General features: G+C 63.2%; 16 protein-coding genes. 10 read left to right on the top strand and 6 right to left on the bottom strand.

The genetic code is table 11. The annotated features are described in order from the left end of the window. Nucleotides 1–32 precede the first annotated feature (32 nt). From NKH60_RS11150 to NKH60_RS11130, 5 genes are all read left to right on the top strand, one after another. Nucleotides 33–1,322 (top strand): ABC transporter substrate-binding protein, encoded by a 1,290-nt coding sequence (locus NKH60_RS11150; protein WP_352472208.1) that lies wholly within the window; start codon nt 33–35, stop codon nt 1,320–1,322. A 197-nt stretch (nt 1,323–1,519) separates the two neighbouring features. Further along, nucleotides 1,520–2,431 (top strand): ABC transporter permease, encoded by a 912-nt coding sequence (locus NKH60_RS11145; RefSeq protein ID WP_352612193.1) that lies wholly within the window; start codon nt 1,520–1,522, stop codon nt 2,429–2,431. 4 nt (nt 2,432–2,435) lie between these two features. Beyond that, a complete protein-coding gene (locus NKH60_RS11140; protein ID WP_352451583.1) occupies nt 2,436–3,254 on the top strand; it encodes an ABC transporter permease in 819 nt (272 codons plus the stop codon). Between the two features lie 2 nt (nt 3,255–3,256). Continuing rightward, nucleotides 3,257–3,997, top strand: a complete 741-nt coding sequence (locus NKH60_RS11135) for an aspartate/glutamate racemase family protein (protein WP_352872123.1) — start codon at nt 3,257–3,259, stop codon at nt 3,995–3,997. A 5-nt stretch (nt 3,998–4,002) separates the two neighbouring features. Beyond that, a complete protein-coding gene (locus tag NKH60_RS11130) occupies nt 4,003–4,839 on the top strand; it encodes a GNAT family N-acetyltransferase (RefSeq protein WP_352612197.1) in 837 nt (278 codons plus the stop codon). A gap of 49 nt (nt 4,840–4,888) precedes the next feature. Here NKH60_RS11130 and NKH60_RS11125 read toward each other — a convergent pair whose 3' ends face one another. The 6 genes from NKH60_RS11125 to NKH60_RS11100 all read right to left on the bottom strand — a co-directional run bounded on the left by NKH60_RS11125 (nt 4,889) and on the right by NKH60_RS11100 (nt 9,823). Then, on the bottom strand, nt 4,889–5,035 hold the full coding sequence (locus tag NKH60_RS11125) for a hypothetical protein (RefSeq protein WP_352612199.1): 147 nt from the start codon (nt 5,033–5,035) through the stop codon (nt 4,889–4,891). A 76-nt stretch (nt 5,036–5,111) separates the two neighbouring features. Further along, a complete protein-coding gene (locus NKH60_RS11120; protein ID WP_352612200.1) occupies nt 5,112–6,404 on the bottom strand; it encodes an NAD(P)/FAD-dependent oxidoreductase in 1,293 nt (430 codons plus the stop codon). After that, entirely contained in the window at nt 6,401–7,378 is a 978-nt protein-coding gene (locus NKH60_RS11115; protein ID WP_352612704.1) for a branched-chain amino acid ABC transporter permease, read from the bottom strand. Before NKH60_RS11115 ends, NKH60_RS11120 begins: the two co-directional genes overlap by 4 nt. Further along, entirely contained in the window at nt 7,375–8,283 is a 909-nt protein-coding gene (locus NKH60_RS11110; protein ID WP_352612202.1) for a branched-chain amino acid ABC transporter permease, read from the bottom strand. The genes NKH60_RS11115 and NKH60_RS11110 overlap by 4 nt, the downstream gene beginning before the upstream one ends. Then, the gene (locus NKH60_RS11105) at nt 8,280–9,029 is read right to left on the bottom strand and encodes an ABC transporter ATP-binding protein (RefSeq protein ID WP_352612204.1); all 750 of its coding nucleotides are present in this window, start codon (nt 9,027–9,029) and stop codon (nt 8,280–8,282) included. Before NKH60_RS11105 ends, NKH60_RS11110 begins: the two co-directional genes overlap by 4 nt. Continuing rightward, nucleotides 9,026–9,823 carry an ABC transporter ATP-binding protein gene (locus NKH60_RS11100; protein ID WP_352612206.1) on the bottom strand — a complete coding sequence of 266 codons (798 nt, stop codon included), beginning with the start codon at nt 9,821–9,823 and terminating at the stop codon, nt 9,026–9,028. Before NKH60_RS11100 ends, NKH60_RS11105 begins: the two co-directional genes overlap by 4 nt. Before the next feature lie 125 nt (nt 9,824–9,948). Between NKH60_RS11100 and NKH60_RS11095 the strand changes: the two genes are divergently transcribed. The 5 genes from NKH60_RS11095 to NKH60_RS11075 are packed head-to-tail and all read left to right on the top strand — an operon-like array spanning nt 9,949 to nt 13,020. Next, on the top strand, nt 9,949–10,686 hold the full coding sequence (locus tag NKH60_RS11095; RefSeq protein WP_352612208.1) for a GntR family transcriptional regulator: 738 nt from the start codon (nt 9,949–9,951) through the stop codon (nt 10,684–10,686). After that, the gene (locus tag NKH60_RS11090) at nt 10,683–11,171 is read left to right on the top strand and encodes a DUF3830 family protein (RefSeq protein ID WP_352452384.1); all 489 of its coding nucleotides are present in this window, start codon (nt 10,683–10,685) and stop codon (nt 11,169–11,171) included. Before NKH60_RS11095 ends, NKH60_RS11090 begins: the two co-directional genes overlap by 4 nt. After that, nucleotides 11,172–11,531: a TIGR04076 family protein gene (locus NKH60_RS11085; RefSeq protein WP_352612210.1), complete on the top strand. Its 360-nt coding sequence runs from the start codon at nt 11,172–11,174 to the stop codon at nt 11,529–11,531. Then, a complete protein-coding gene (locus NKH60_RS11080) occupies nt 11,528–12,583 on the top strand; it encodes an aldo/keto reductase (RefSeq protein WP_352612212.1) in 1,056 nt (351 codons plus the stop codon). Before NKH60_RS11085 ends, NKH60_RS11080 begins: the two co-directional genes overlap by 4 nt. An 8-nt stretch (nt 12,584–12,591) precedes the next feature. Then, nucleotides 12,592–13,020: a DUF4440 domain-containing protein gene (locus NKH60_RS11075; RefSeq protein ID WP_352542251.1), complete on the top strand. Its 429-nt coding sequence runs from the start codon at nt 12,592–12,594 to the stop codon at nt 13,018–13,020. The last annotated feature ends 36 nt before the right edge of the window (nt 13,021–13,056 follow it).

The raw sequence follows: 13,056 nt of genomic DNA, 5'->3' as shown, positions 1-13,056 counted from the left end.
CAGCATAACCAACCAAAACAGGGGAACTGAACATGACCAACACCACCGACAAGAAGACTGGAATATCGCGACGTTCGCTGCTCAAGACAGGTGCCGCCGCCGTCGGTTTCGCCGCCGGTTCCGGCGCCATATCTGGCTTTCCGACCATCTGGGCGCAATCGAACATCACGCTGCGCCAGTTCGGCACCGGCGTATCCAACCTCAATGCCATCGCCGACAAGTGCAAGGCCGACCTCGGCATCACGCTGGAGATGACAGCAACCGATTCCGACGCCGCCGCGCAGCGCGCCGTGACGCAGCCCGACAGCTACGACATCGCCGACATCGAATACTGGATCTGCAAGAAGGTGTTCCCGACAGGCGTCCTGCAGCCGATGGATGTCAGCAAGCTGAAATATTACGACGAGCTGGTGCCGCTGTTCAAAACCGGCAAGCTGACGCCGGACAGCGTCATTGCCCAGGGCACCGCGCCGCATACCGTCGGTTACGTCGAGGCGCAGGACAGCAAGGTCTTCGCCAAGGCGCCGACCAACTGGTTCACCATGGTGCCGACGATCTACAATGCCGATACGCTCGGCATCCGCCCCGACCTCGTCGGCCGCGATATCACCACCTGGGCCGACATCATGGATCCGGCCTTCAAGGGCAAGACCGCCATCCTCAACATCCCGTCAATCGGCATCATGGATGCGGCGATGATCATGGAGGCAACGGGCAACATCAAATACGCCGACAAGGGCAACATGACCAAGGAGGAGATCGACAAGACGATCGACTTCCTGATCAAGGCCAAGCAAGCCGGCCAGTTCCGCGCCTTCTGGAAATCATTCGACGAGAGCGTCAACCTGATGGCTTCAGGCGAAGTCGTAATCCAGTCGATGTGGTCGCCGGCCGTGGCCGCGGTCCGCTCCAAGGGCATCGCGTGCCGGTTCCAGCCGCTCAAGGAAGGCTACCGGTCCTGGGGTGGCGGGCTTGGCCTGGCAGCCCATCTCTCCGGCGCCGAACTCGATGCCGCCTATGAATACATCAACTGGTACACGTCCGGCTGGGTTGGCGGCTATCTCAACCGTCAGGGCTATTACTCGGCCAACATGGTGTCGGCCAAGAAGTTCATGTCCGAGGACGAGTGGGGCTACTGGATCGAAGGCAAGCCGGCAAAGGGCGATATCCTGTCGCCGGACGGCAAGGTCATGGAAAAGGCTGGCGCCGTGCGTGACGGCGGCTCGTTCGAAGAGCGCATGGGCAAGGTCGCCTGCTGGAACTCGGTCATGGACGAGGACCGCTACATGGTGAAGCGCTGGAACGAGTTCATCGCTGCTTGATGCCCTCCGCCTTCTCCCCTTGTAGGAGAAGGTGGATTGGCGCGCAGCGCCAAGACGGTTGAGGGGTGCTGGACGGAGCACTGTTGGTGCCAAGCTGGAACACCCCTCATCCGACCGAGCTTCGCTCGGCCACCTTCTCCCACAGGGGGAGAAGGGAACACCCCTCAGTCGCATCGCCGACCTCGACCGAGATATAGATGGCAGTAGCGCTCGAACAATCCACGCACGTTACGTCTGCAAAGCCTGCCAGACGCAGGCGCTCCTTTGCCGGAGTCGCACCCTATCTCCAGGCGGCACCGCTGGCGCTGATTCTCGGCGCGTTCCTCCTGCTGCCAATTCTGATGATCGCCGTGGTCTCATTCTGGGATTACGATTTCGCGGCGATGTATCCGGATTTCCTGACCACCAATTATTCCGACACGCTCGGCTCCTGGGTCACCTGGAAAACCTACTTGAATACGCTGAAATACGCCGCCATCGTCTGGGCGCTGACGCTGTTCATCGGTTTCTGGGTCGCCTATTTCCTTGCCTTCCATATCAGGACCACGGCCATGCAGATGGTGCTGTTCCTTGTCTGCACGGTGCCGTTTCTGACCTCCAACATCATCCGCATGATCTCGTGGATTCCGGTGCTTGGCCGCAATGGCCTGGTCAACTCGACGCTGGTGCAAATGGGGCTGATCCCGAAGCCGATCGAATGGCTGCTCTATTCCGAATTCGCCGTGGTGCTGGCTATGGTGCATCTCTATACGCTGTTCATGGTGACGCCGATCTTCAACACGCTGATGCGCATCGACAAGTCGTTGATAGAAGCCGCGCGCGACGCCGGTGCTTCCGGCTGGCAGGTTCTGTGGAACGTCGTCATTCCGCTCGCCAAGCCCGGCATGGCGATCGGCACCATTTTCGTCGTCACCCTGGTGATGGCCGACTTCTCGACGGTGCAGGTGATGTCCGGCGGGCAGAGCGCCTCCGTCGCGCTGATGATGAAGAACCAGATGTCGCTGCTGCAATATCCGGCAGCTGCCGCCAACGCCGTCGTGCTCTTGGTGCTGGTGCTGCTGATGGTCGCGGGCATCCTGCGCATCGTCGACATCCGCAAGGAGCTGTGAGGCGATGAGCCAGGACAAGCGCACCCTCGAATTCTATGTGTTGGCGGCGTTCTTCGGTCTTTTCGTGTTGTTCCTCTACGGCCCGCTTTCGGCGATCCTGATCCTCTCTTTCCAGGGCGAGAACGGCGGTCTGACATTTCCGCTGAACGGCGTGTCGCTGCACTGGTTCGCCAATTTGTTCGAGCGCCAGGCGGTCGGCGACTTCGGCGGCAGCTTCAAACGCTCGCTCGTCCTTGGCCTGATGGTGATGGTCGTCACTGTCGCCGTGTCGCTGCTCGCCGGCCTGGCCTTCCGGCAGAAATTTCGCGGCGCAACCGCACTGTTCTATCTGGCCGTCGCCAGCCTGGTCGTGCCGTCGATCATCATCAGTCTCGGCATCGGCGTCGTCTTCCAGCAGATCGGCTTCCGCCCCGCCTGGTACACCTCCGCTTTCGGCGCCCATCTGACCTGGACCTTGCCTTTCGGCGTGCTGATTATGTTTGCTGTCTTCAACCGGTTCTCGCCAGCCTATGAGGAAGCCGCGCGCGATCTCGGAGCATCGTCGTGGCAGACCTTTGCCCATGTCGTGCTGCCGATGATCGCGCCCAGCCTGATCGGCGTCGGCCTGTTCGGCTTCACTCTGTCATATGACGAGTTCGCCCGCACGCTGATGACCTCGGGCACGTTCAACACGTTGCCGCTCGAAATCTACGGCATGACGACGAATGTCACGACGCCGGTGCTCTATGCGCTGGGCACCGTGACGACCGTGTTTTCCTTCCTGGTGATCCTGCTGACGCTCGGCGCAATCGTCTATGTCGGCCGCCGCCGCGAGCGTGCCTGACAGTGCAGATCCTCGTCGTCAATCCAAACACCACCGCCAGCATGACCGACACTATCGCGGCGGCAGCCCGATCGGTCGCTGCTCAATCGACGAAGATCGTTGCCGTCACCTCGTCGATGGGACCTGTATCGATCGAAGGCTATTACGATGAAGCACTTGCCGTGCCCGGCCTGCTGGTCGAGATCGCCGCCGGCGAACGCTCCGGCGCGCAAGCCGCGATCATTGCCTGTTTCGACGACACCGGCCTCGATGCCGCGCGCGCCATGGCCAACATTCCGGTCATCGGCATTTGCGAGGCATCGCTCAGCACGGCCTCGTTCATCGCCCAGCGCTTCACCGTCGTCACCACCACCGGACGTTCGCGCGTGCCGGTCGAAGGCCTGGTGCAACGCTATGGCATGGCGGGGCGGGCACGCGTGCGCGCCGCCGACATCCCGGTTCTTGCCCTCGAAGATCCGGCGTCCGACGCACTGCTCAGGCTGCGCAGCGAGATTGCGCGCGCCATCGACGAGGATCGCGCCGAGGCGATCGTGCTCGGCTGTGCCGGCATGGCCGATCTGGCGGCGGCGCTGCAGCGGGAATTCGAGCTTCCGGTCATCGACGGCGTGGGCGCTGCCGTGAAACAGGCCGAGGCATTGATCGCCCTTGGCCTGACGACATCCAAGCGCGGCGCCTATGCAAGCCCGTTGGCAAAGTCTTATCATGGCGCGTTGAAATCCTTCGCGCCTGGCGCCGCCGAGTGATCGCAATGCCCCGAACGATCCGAACGCTCGCACGTGAGGAAGTGCAAACCCTAGTCGATTGGGCGGCGGCGGAAGGCTGGAATCCCGGCCTTAACGATGCCGCGCTGTTTCAGGCAGCCGACCCGCATGGCTTCATCGGCGCCTTTATCGATGGCGAGATGGCGGCCGGCATTTCGGCCGTTGCCTATGGCGACGGTTTCGGCTTCATCGGCCTCTACATCTGCCGGCCGGACAGGCGTGCCCAAGGTCATGGCAAGGCGGTCTGGGATGCCGGCATAGCGCGGCTCGGCAAGCGCACGATCGGCCTCGACGGTGTCGTCGAACAGCAGGCCAACTACCGCAGCATGGGTTTTGCACCGGCCTACCGGACGATCCGGTTCATGGGGTCGCCGAATGTCCCGGCAGCCGTCGGCAACGACATTCGCGCCATAGGGCCGGAACTCGTGCCGGACATACTGGACTATGACCGCCGCTTCTTTCCCGGTCCGAGGCGATCCTTCCTGGAACACTGGCTGCGCCCGCCGCACATGGCGCTTGCGATCCTCAAGCACGGCGCCATTGCGGGATATGGCATCGCGCGCCAATGCCGGGACGGCTGCAAGATCGGCCCGCTCTTTGCCGACAGCCTGGACGCGGCAAGCCATCTCTTCGCCGCGCTCGCGCACATGTCCGGTCCCGGAAACGTCCATCTCGACGTTCCCGAAACCAGCCGGCAATTTGCAGACTTGCTGTCGTCCGCAGGCCTTCTACCGGGCTTCGAGACGGCTCGGATGTACAAGGGAAAGGCGCCGCAGCTCGTGCAGTCCGGAGTTTTTGCGATAACGACGTTGGAGCTGGGGTGAGGCGGTACAAGCCGACTTCCAGTGCAAAGTCGGGCAACAGGACTACGCTCTATTTTTCCCGAACTGAAATGCCGGAATCGTCGATGCGAAGTTCCACGCCTTTCGGCCTAGTCTCCTCGCGATAAACGTAAATCCCCAACGCAATAACGGCGACGGCCAAAGCGCCGATGATGAGATAAAGATAGTTCTGCTTCATCCGCTGTCGTTAACAACATGGTGTGGGCGAGTCTAGCAGTTCGGGTATCAGGACGGCGGCCAGAGACGCACGTCGATCAGCCATCCAGCCGGTCGCGCAGCATGCTCCAGGGGAGCACCATGTTTGGTGCATGCCGCATCAGGCTATGGAACGGGATCGGCGACGGCGGCGCAAACGGCAGCGGCAAATCCTGAGGCTTTATTCCATCAGCCCAATCCGCAAGCACCTTGCCCATCGCAGTGGTCATGGCGATGCCGCGTCCGTTGCACGCGAAGCCGGCGATCAGCCCGGGGCCGAGATCGACGAGGTGCGGCAGGAAGTCGGGCTCGACGGCAGCCATCCCCGACCAGCTGTATTCAAGCGGCGGGATGTCCGGGAGATCGAGATATCTGGCAAGCCGCCGCCAGATCGCCCGCGGCACCCGCGTGTCGGCACCGGGGCCAAAAACATGCATGCCGCCGGTGATCAGCCTGTTTTCGCCGTCGAAGCGGAAGGTGAAGAGATTGCGTCTTGTGTCGCCGACGCCTTGCCCGCCAGGAAGCAGGCGAGTGCGCACTTCGCGCGGCAGCGGCGCCGTCGCGATCTGGAAGATTTTCAGCGGGATGTAGGTTCGCTCAAGCGTGCGGTTCAGCGACCCGCCATAGGCGTTGGTGGCGACCAGCACCTTTCCTGCCCGTACCGAACCGGAGGCCGTCTTCAAAGCCCAACCATCGCCTATATGATCGATCGACGCGACACGCGTATGCTCGAAGATGCGCGCTCCGGCCTTTTCCGCCGCGTCGGCCAATCCGCGCGCATATTCGACCGGATTGAGGACGCCACCCGATCTGTCGATCCAGCCGCCGAGATAACCGCGAACGCCGGTCAGCTCTTCGACCGCCTGTCTATCCAGCGCAATAGCCGGCCTTCCGCGTGGTGCCCATTGTTCGGCGCGCGATCTGGTCTTTTGCAAAGCGGCCGGTGAATGGGCTGGTTGTATCCAGCCGCTCTGGACGGAATCGCATTCGATGGCATGCCGCCTGATCAGGTCGAAGACGAGGTCGGCGCTGCCGGCAGCGAAATCGACAAGGCGTTCGCCGCGTTCGGGCCCGAGCTGGGCAATGATATTGTCGGGGTCTCTTTTCGCGAAATTCGGAACGACGAAGCCGGCATTCCTGCCGGTTGCCTCCCAGGCGATGATTTCCGCCTCGATGACGGCAACCGAGATGCCTTTCTCGGCACTGTGCAGCGCGGTGGAAAGGCCTGAAAACCCGCCGCCGACAATTGCCAGATCGACATCGAGTGCGCCTTCGAGGGTGGGCCGGTCGCGGCGACTGCGGCTGACGGCATGCCAAAGGGAAACGCCGTGCGGCCCGGTCACGCCGTTCATGAGCCGCTCTCGCTCGGGGCCACGCGTCGACGTTTGCCGAACCTTGGACGCCGCGGCCTGTCGCCAAACAGGCCGTTCGGCCTGACCAGAAGGATGACGCACAGCATCACCCCGATGGCGACGATCTGCAGCGAAGCGGCGCGGGCCTGCTGTTCCGGCGAGAACAACATACTGGTCAAGGCTCCCGATCCGGCCCATATCGCCCAGACCAGGATGCTGCCGATGACGGCGCCGATGTTGCTGCCCGAGCCACCGACGATCAGCATCACCCAGACCTGGAAAGTCAGCGCCGGCAAATAATTGTCCGGGGCGATGAAGCCGGTGAAATGCGCCTGCAGCGCACCGGCAAGCGCCATGATGGCGCCACCGACGGCAAAGGCCTGGACGCGGTAGAACCGTGCGCTTTTGCCTAGGGATATCGCGGCCCGCTCATCCTCGCGAAGCGCCTTCAACACGCGCCCCCACGGGCTGCGCGACAGATGCTCCAGCGCGAGATAGACGATCAGCGTCACTACCGAGACGATCGCAAGGTTCGAAAGGTTGAACAGCAACGGCGTTTCGGCAAGACCGCCGAACGGACGCGGAATGAAGCCGATGCCGAACGGCCCGCCGGTCAGCTTCTGGGCATTGAGCGCTATCAGTTGCACGACGACGGCGACGCCGAAAGTAGTGATCGCAAGATAGTCCGATCTCAGGCGTAGCGTGGCAATGCCGGTGATGGCGGCGGTGACGCCGCCCAACAGCATGGCGCCAAGCCAGCCGATAAGGATCGGCAGGTCGAAGCCGCCCAGGCGCGCGGCATCGTCGGGCGTGGTCAGCAGCGCCGAGGTGTAGGCGCCGATGGCAACGAAACCAGCGACCCCGACATTGAAAAGCCCGGTCAGCCCCCATTGCAGATTGAGCCCGAGCGTGATGAGCGAAAAGATCAGCGCGGTGGTCAGGAAGAAGGCGCCGTAGCCGAGCAGATCCATCAGCGTTCCCTCGCTCCGAAAAGGCCGATGGGCCGCACGAACAGCACCGCCATCAGGATGATGAACGAGACGGCTGCCCGCCATTCGGCGCCGATCAAATGCACGGCAGCCGCTTCGGCCATGCCGATGATCAGGCCGCCGAGAACGGCGCCAGGCACGCTGCCGATGCCGCCGAGGATGGCGGCCGCGAACATCGGCAGCAGCATCTCGAAACCCATGAACGGGCGGACCTGGATGAGAATGCCGATCATGACGCCGGCGACGCAGGCCAGCGCGCCGCCGATGATCCAGGTGACGCGCACCACCCTGGCGACGTCGATGCCGACGATGCGGGCAAGTGCCGCGTTCTGGCTCAATGCCTGCATCGAGCGGCCGGTCTGGGTCCGCGTCATCAGGAGATGCACGCCGAGCACCAGCACGGCGGTCAGCAGCAGCAGCGCGATCTGGTCCGGGGTGATGCGGATGCCGAAACCTATCGGCATGGCGATCTGGATCGCCCGGCTGAAATAGGTCGGACGCGAGGTGAAGATGAATTCGAGCAGGCTTCTCAGCGCCATCGAGGCGCCGAAGCTCGCCATCACCACGATGATCGCCTGGCCCTTGGCCCGCAGCCGCGCGAACAGCACCATGTCGAGCACCAGCGCCAGCAGGCCGGTGGCCGCCATGCCGATGATGAGCGCGACGATCAGCGGCCAACCGAAGGAGAGGGGCGCGATCGGCGCGATCTTGCCGAAAATCGCGCCAATGGCGCCAACCACGGCGAGCGTCGCATAGGCGCCCCAGGCCATGAAGTCGCCATGGGCGAAGTTCGAGAAGCGCAGGATCGAATAGGTGAGTGTCACGCCGATGGCGCCGAGGCCGATCATCGAGCCTGCCAGCAGTCCGTCGACGACGAATTGCAGGTTCATGCCGCGCTTCCTTGTCCAAGATCGAGGCGGCGCTGGCCAAGATAGAGTTCAGCCACGACCGGGTCGCTCCAGAGCTCGGAGGCGACGCCTTGGTGCCGCTCCTTGCCCTCAACCAGCACATAGGCGCGGTCTCCAATGGCAAGCGCTGCCTTGGCGTTCTGTTCGACCAGCAGGATGGTGACGCCGGACTTTCGGATGCCGGCCAGCATCTCGAACACCGTCGCCACGAACTTCGGCGACAGGCCGGCCGACGGCTCGTCGAGCACCAGCACCTTGGGATGGACGATCAACGCCCGGGCGACAGCCAGCATCTGCCGCTGTCCACCCGACAGATTGCCCGCGGCCGTTCTGCGCTGACGGGCGAGATCGGGAAAGGCCGCATACATTTCCTCGATGCGGGCTGGGACCTCGCGCGGCCTCAGGATGCCGCATGCTACCCTGAGATTGTCCTCGACCGACATCAGCGGGAAGATGTTCTCTGTCTGTGGCACGAAGGCAAGGCCAAGGCGGACCATGATGTGAGCGGGCGACGCCGTGATATCCTTGCCGTCCAGCAGCACCGCGCCGCCGGTGATCGGGACAAGGCCGGCGATGGCCTTGATAAGGCTCGACTTGCCGGCGCCGTTGGGACCGAGAACGACGACGATCTCGCCCTGGTCGACGGTGATCGAAGCGCCGCGCACGATCGGAACGCCAGGCTCGTAGCCGGCTTCGAGATCGCGGACATCGAGTACCTTTTGGCTCATGCCGTGCCTCCGAGGTAGGCCTCGATGACGCGCGGGTCGCGCGCCACCTCCTCCGGAGTCCCTTCGCACAGAAGCTGGCCGCTTGCCATGACCAGGACGCGGTGGCAAAGCCGCGTCACCATGTCGATATTGTGCTCGATCAGCAGGAAGGTGATGCCGCGCGCATTGATGTCGCGGATGCGATCGATAATGATCTCGAGCAGGGTTGCGTTGACCCCGGCCGCCGGCTCGTCGAGCAGGATGATCGCCGGGTCGGCCATCATCACGCGGGCCAACTCGAGCAGCTTGCGCTGGCCGCCTGAAAGCACGCGCGCAGGTTCGTGCGCGAGGTGAGCGATCGTGACGAGCTCGAGCAGTTCGACGGCTCTTGTCTCGGCAGCCCTTTCTTCGGCAGCGACCCGCCGGGGCGTCAGGAAATTGGCGAGCAGTTTTTCTCCAGTCTGTCCTTGCGCGGCCAGCATGACGTTTTCGATCAGCGTCAGGTTAGGCAAGGGCCGGGGGATCTGGAACGTGCGGCCAAGGCCGCGGCCGATGCGGCGATGGGCTGCTTCCCCCGACACCGATACGCCATTGAGGAGGATTTCGCCGCTGGTCGGCAGAATGCTGCCGGCGAGCAGGTCGAACATCGTGGTCTTGCCGGCGCCGTTCGGGCCGATGAGGCCGAGTATTTCACCCGGCCGGACGTCAAACGAGACATTGTTGACCGCGACGAGGCCGCCGAAGCGCTTGACGACGTTCCTGGCCGTCAGAACCGGCGTGCGGATCTCCTCCTGCCGTTCCGTCGTGTCGCCCATCAATCCCTCAGGCCGAAAGCGATCTTCGCCGCCAATGATTTGATTTGTGATCACACTTGCTTTGATCACGCTATTCGGCTTTAATTTCTTCCGCAAGCCGAAAACGGCCAAGACCGGGATTGCCCATGCAGAAGGCCGCCATCGAAAAGAACAATGAGGTGATCGCAGCCCAGCTTACGCCGGTCGGCCGCGAGACCGTGCAGGATCGCGTCTATTCGGAGCTGCGCCGCGCCTTGATCGGCGGCCTTTTCGAGCCGAGCCAGGTGCTAACCATCCGCGGCCTCGCCGACGCGCTGGTCACAAGCACCATGCCGGTGCGCGAGGCGCTCGGACGGCTGATCACCGAGAAGGCGCTGGAGGCGCTTCCCAACCGTTCGGTGCGCGTGCCGCCGATCACGCTGGAGCGCATCGACGACCTCTTGCGCGCCCGCTCCCTGATCGAGGGCGAAGCGATCGCCCTGGCCGCCACGCGCATGAACGCGCGCCAGATCGCTTCGGTCGAAGCCATGCTGGGGCAATGGGACGAGATGCGCGCGCTCAAGCACAAGAAGGATATCGACCGCGAGGCCACGCTCAATCAGAGCTTCCATTTCGAGATCTACCGTTGCTGCGGTTCCGCCGTGCTGATCCCGATGATCGAGAGCCTGTGGTTGCAATCGGGGCCTTGCATCCGCGTTGCCATCTACGCCTTCTCCGACGCCGGCGAGGTCGATACGGCCCACTACCACCGCAGCATCGTCGCAGCGCTTGCGAGGCAGGATGCGCAAGCGGCGCGCGAGGCGCTGGTGGCCGATATCAGCCGGCCCTTCGCCTTTCTGCGCGACAAGCTCCAATCCACAAGCAAGGAAGGATTGAGGGCATGACGGCGCCTGGCATCAGCATCACCGAGCCACGCTCGAAGCTTTCCGTGACCGCGCTGCTGTTGCCTGAAAAGGCGCCCGACAACGCCGCCTTCCTGCTGGCGTATCTCGAGCAGCCGCGCGTCGTTTCCGGCATCCATGCTATGTGGACGGGGCCGGAAATCTCCTGCCCGGTTCCATCAGCCGAACTTGAGGGCCAAACCTATGCCAGGCCCTTGCCGGCGGAGAACGCAACGCTGACGCCGCAGCCGGGCGACATCGTGTTGTCCTACGTGCCGCCGCGCATGTGGGGCGGCAACCCGAATGCCATCTTTGACGTCGGCCTGTTCTACGGAGCGGGTGCACGCCTGCTGTTCCCGATCGGCTGGCTTGCCGGAAGCGTCGTCGCGCAGGTGGTACCTGAGGATCGCGATAAATTCGCAGCCGCTTGTGGCGTGATCCGCCGCAACGGTGCCTGCGACATCACCTTCACCCGGGTGGAGATCTGAATGGCTGAGACCGACGACAGTTTTGAGCTCTTCGACCTTCGCGTCGAGGCGGTTATCCCCGAGGGCAAGCCGATCTATTGCGGCGCCAAGCCCGGCGACTATTTCGAGTTGAAGGGCGAGATGCTGTCGATGCCAGCGGGGCAAGGTTTCTCGATCTATTCCATTGCGGCAGTGTTGCCGCTTCTGGCCGCAAAGCAGCGCCCGACCCACAGGAACGACTGGATGACGTCGGACGCCGAGATCGCTTGTCCGGATCCCAATTGTGGCAGCCGGCTGAGGATCGTCAGGACCGGCAAGCGGCGGTTCAGCCATGCCGAAACGACGGCGGTGCCGCTGCCGAAGGAGAATGACCGGAGATGACCGCCAAGGCTTTCGAGCTCAGCCCCGGCTATACGATCTCGCGCGTTATTCGCGGCGGCTGGCAGCTTGCCGGCGGGCACGGCGCGATCGACCGCCAACAGGCGGTAACCGACCTGATCGCCACCTTCGACGCCGGCATCAGGACCTATGATTGCGCCGATATCTATACCGGTGTCGAGGAGCTGATCGGCGCGGCACGCCTGCGCCTTGCCAATGAGCGTGGCCTTGATGCTGCCGCCAAGATGAAGGTGCACACCAAGCTAGTGCCTGACCTCGAACGGCTTTCCACGATCAGCTGCGACTACATCAGCAGCATCGTCGAGCAGTCGCTGCGGCGGCTGAAGACCGAGCGGCTCGATCTCGTGCAGTTCCACTGGTGGGACTATGCGCTGCCCGGCTATGTCGAAGCGATGGGCTGGCTCAACGAAATCCGCGGGGAAGGCAAGGTGCGCAACATCGGCACCACGAACTTCGACACGCCGCGGTTGGCCGAGATGCTGGCCGCCGGTGTGCCGCTGGTCAGCCAGCAATTGCAATACTCGGTGCTCGACCAGCGGCCAGCCAACAGCCTTGCAGCGCTCGCCAGCCGGCACGGCGTCAGTTTCCTCTGCTACGGTTCGGTGGCGGGCGGCTTCCTCAGCGAAAAATGGCTTGGCGCTGCCGAGCCGCAGACGCCGCTCGAAAACCGATCGCTGGTCAAATACAAGCTGATCATTGACGACTTTGGTGGCTGGGAGCTTTTCCAGGAGTTGCTTCGCACACTGAAGGCCGTCGCCGACCGCCACGGCGTCGATATCGCCACCATCGCCAGCGCCTGGGTGCTGGAGCAGCCGCAAGTGGCGGCCGTCATCGTCGGCGCCCGCAACCAGGCGCACGCCCTTGCCAATGCCAGAATCATGGACGTCGCGCTCGATGCCGACGACCGGGCGAGGATCGCTGCCGTGATCGCGCAAAGCCGTGGGCCGCTGGGCGACGTCTACACTTTGGAACGCGACCGTCACGGCCGCCACGGCTCGATCATGCATTACAATTTGAATGCAGGCAGGAAATGAACGCGGCCATGGACGAAAAGCCCTCCTTGCTCTCCCGCGCCAGCGCCGAGGTGGTCGATCTCCACCGCTTCTTCGTCGACTGGTTCAATGCGGCGAGTGCGGACAATTCAGATTTCAGGCGCTTCGAACGCGTCATGGGCGAAGGCTTCCGCATGGTTGTGCCGGACGGCCAGGTCCTCGATCGTGACGCGGTGCTCGACCATGTCAGGGCAAGCCGCGCCACTTGTGACGGCGATTTCACCATCTCGATCGAGGAAATCCGGGCCGGCTGGCAACAAGGCGACACGATCGTCGTCAGCTACATCGAAGCGCAGCAGCGCGCCGGCAAACATAGCCGCCGCCGCTCAAGTGCCGTTTTCACCACCAGTTCATCGGCGCCCAACGGCGTCGAATGGCGACATCTGCATGAAACCTGGCTGCAGATGCCGGAAGGCTGAACAGGCTCAAGACATCAATGAGAGTCGTGTAACGAA

The organism is Mesorhizobium sp. M1006 (genome assembly GCF_040318825.1).
GTDB lineage: Bacteria > Pseudomonadota > Alphaproteobacteria > Rhizobiales > Rhizobiaceae > Mesorhizobium.
The sequence above is the reverse complement of the archived record's forward strand: the minus strand, read 5'-3'. Positions and strand labels throughout refer to the sequence as shown.

What these genes read in the sequence shown, in the direction of transcription:
- NKH60_RS11150 (WP_352472208.1), top strand. Translation starts at nt 33, where the DNA reads ATGACCAACACCACCGACAAGAAGACTGGAATATCGCGACGTTCGCTG.
- NKH60_RS11145 (WP_352612193.1), top strand. Translation starts at nt 1,520, where the DNA reads ATGGCAGTAGCGCTCGAACAATCCACGCACGTTACGTCTGCAAAGCCT.
- NKH60_RS11140 (WP_352451583.1), top strand. Translation starts at nt 2,436, where the DNA reads ATGAGCCAGGACAAGCGCACCCTCGAATTCTATGTGTTGGCGGCGTTC.
- NKH60_RS11130 (WP_352612197.1), top strand. Translation starts at nt 4,003, where the DNA reads ATGCCCCGAACGATCCGAACGCTCGCACGTGAGGAAGTGCAAACCCTA.
- NKH60_RS11125 (WP_352612199.1), bottom strand. Translation starts at nt 5,035, where the DNA reads ATGAAGCAGAACTATCTTTATCTCATCATCGGCGCTTTGGCCGTCGCC.
- NKH60_RS11120 (WP_352612200.1), bottom strand. Translation starts at nt 6,404, where the DNA reads ATGAACGGCGTGACCGGGCCGCACGGCGTTTCCCTTTGGCATGCCGTC.
- NKH60_RS11110 (WP_352612202.1), bottom strand. Translation starts at nt 8,283, where the DNA reads ATGAACCTGCAATTCGTCGTCGACGGACTGCTGGCAGGCTCGATGATC.
- NKH60_RS11105 (WP_352612204.1), bottom strand. Translation starts at nt 9,029, where the DNA reads ATGAGCCAAAAGGTACTCGATGTCCGCGATCTCGAAGCCGGCTACGAG.
- NKH60_RS11100 (WP_352612206.1), bottom strand. Translation starts at nt 9,823, where the DNA reads ATGGGCGACACGACGGAACGGCAGGAGGAGATCCGCACGCCGGTTCTG.
- NKH60_RS11095 (WP_352612208.1), top strand. Translation starts at nt 9,949, where the DNA reads ATGCAGAAGGCCGCCATCGAAAAGAACAATGAGGTGATCGCAGCCCAG.
- NKH60_RS11090 (WP_352452384.1), top strand. Translation starts at nt 10,683, where the DNA reads ATGACGGCGCCTGGCATCAGCATCACCGAGCCACGCTCGAAGCTTTCC.
- NKH60_RS11085 (WP_352612210.1), top strand. Translation starts at nt 11,172, where the DNA reads ATGGCTGAGACCGACGACAGTTTTGAGCTCTTCGACCTTCGCGTCGAG.
- NKH60_RS11080 (WP_352612212.1), top strand. Translation starts at nt 11,528, where the DNA reads ATGACCGCCAAGGCTTTCGAGCTCAGCCCCGGCTATACGATCTCGCGC.
- NKH60_RS11075 (WP_352542251.1), top strand. Translation starts at nt 12,592, where the DNA reads ATGGACGAAAAGCCCTCCTTGCTCTCCCGCGCCAGCGCCGAGGTGGTC.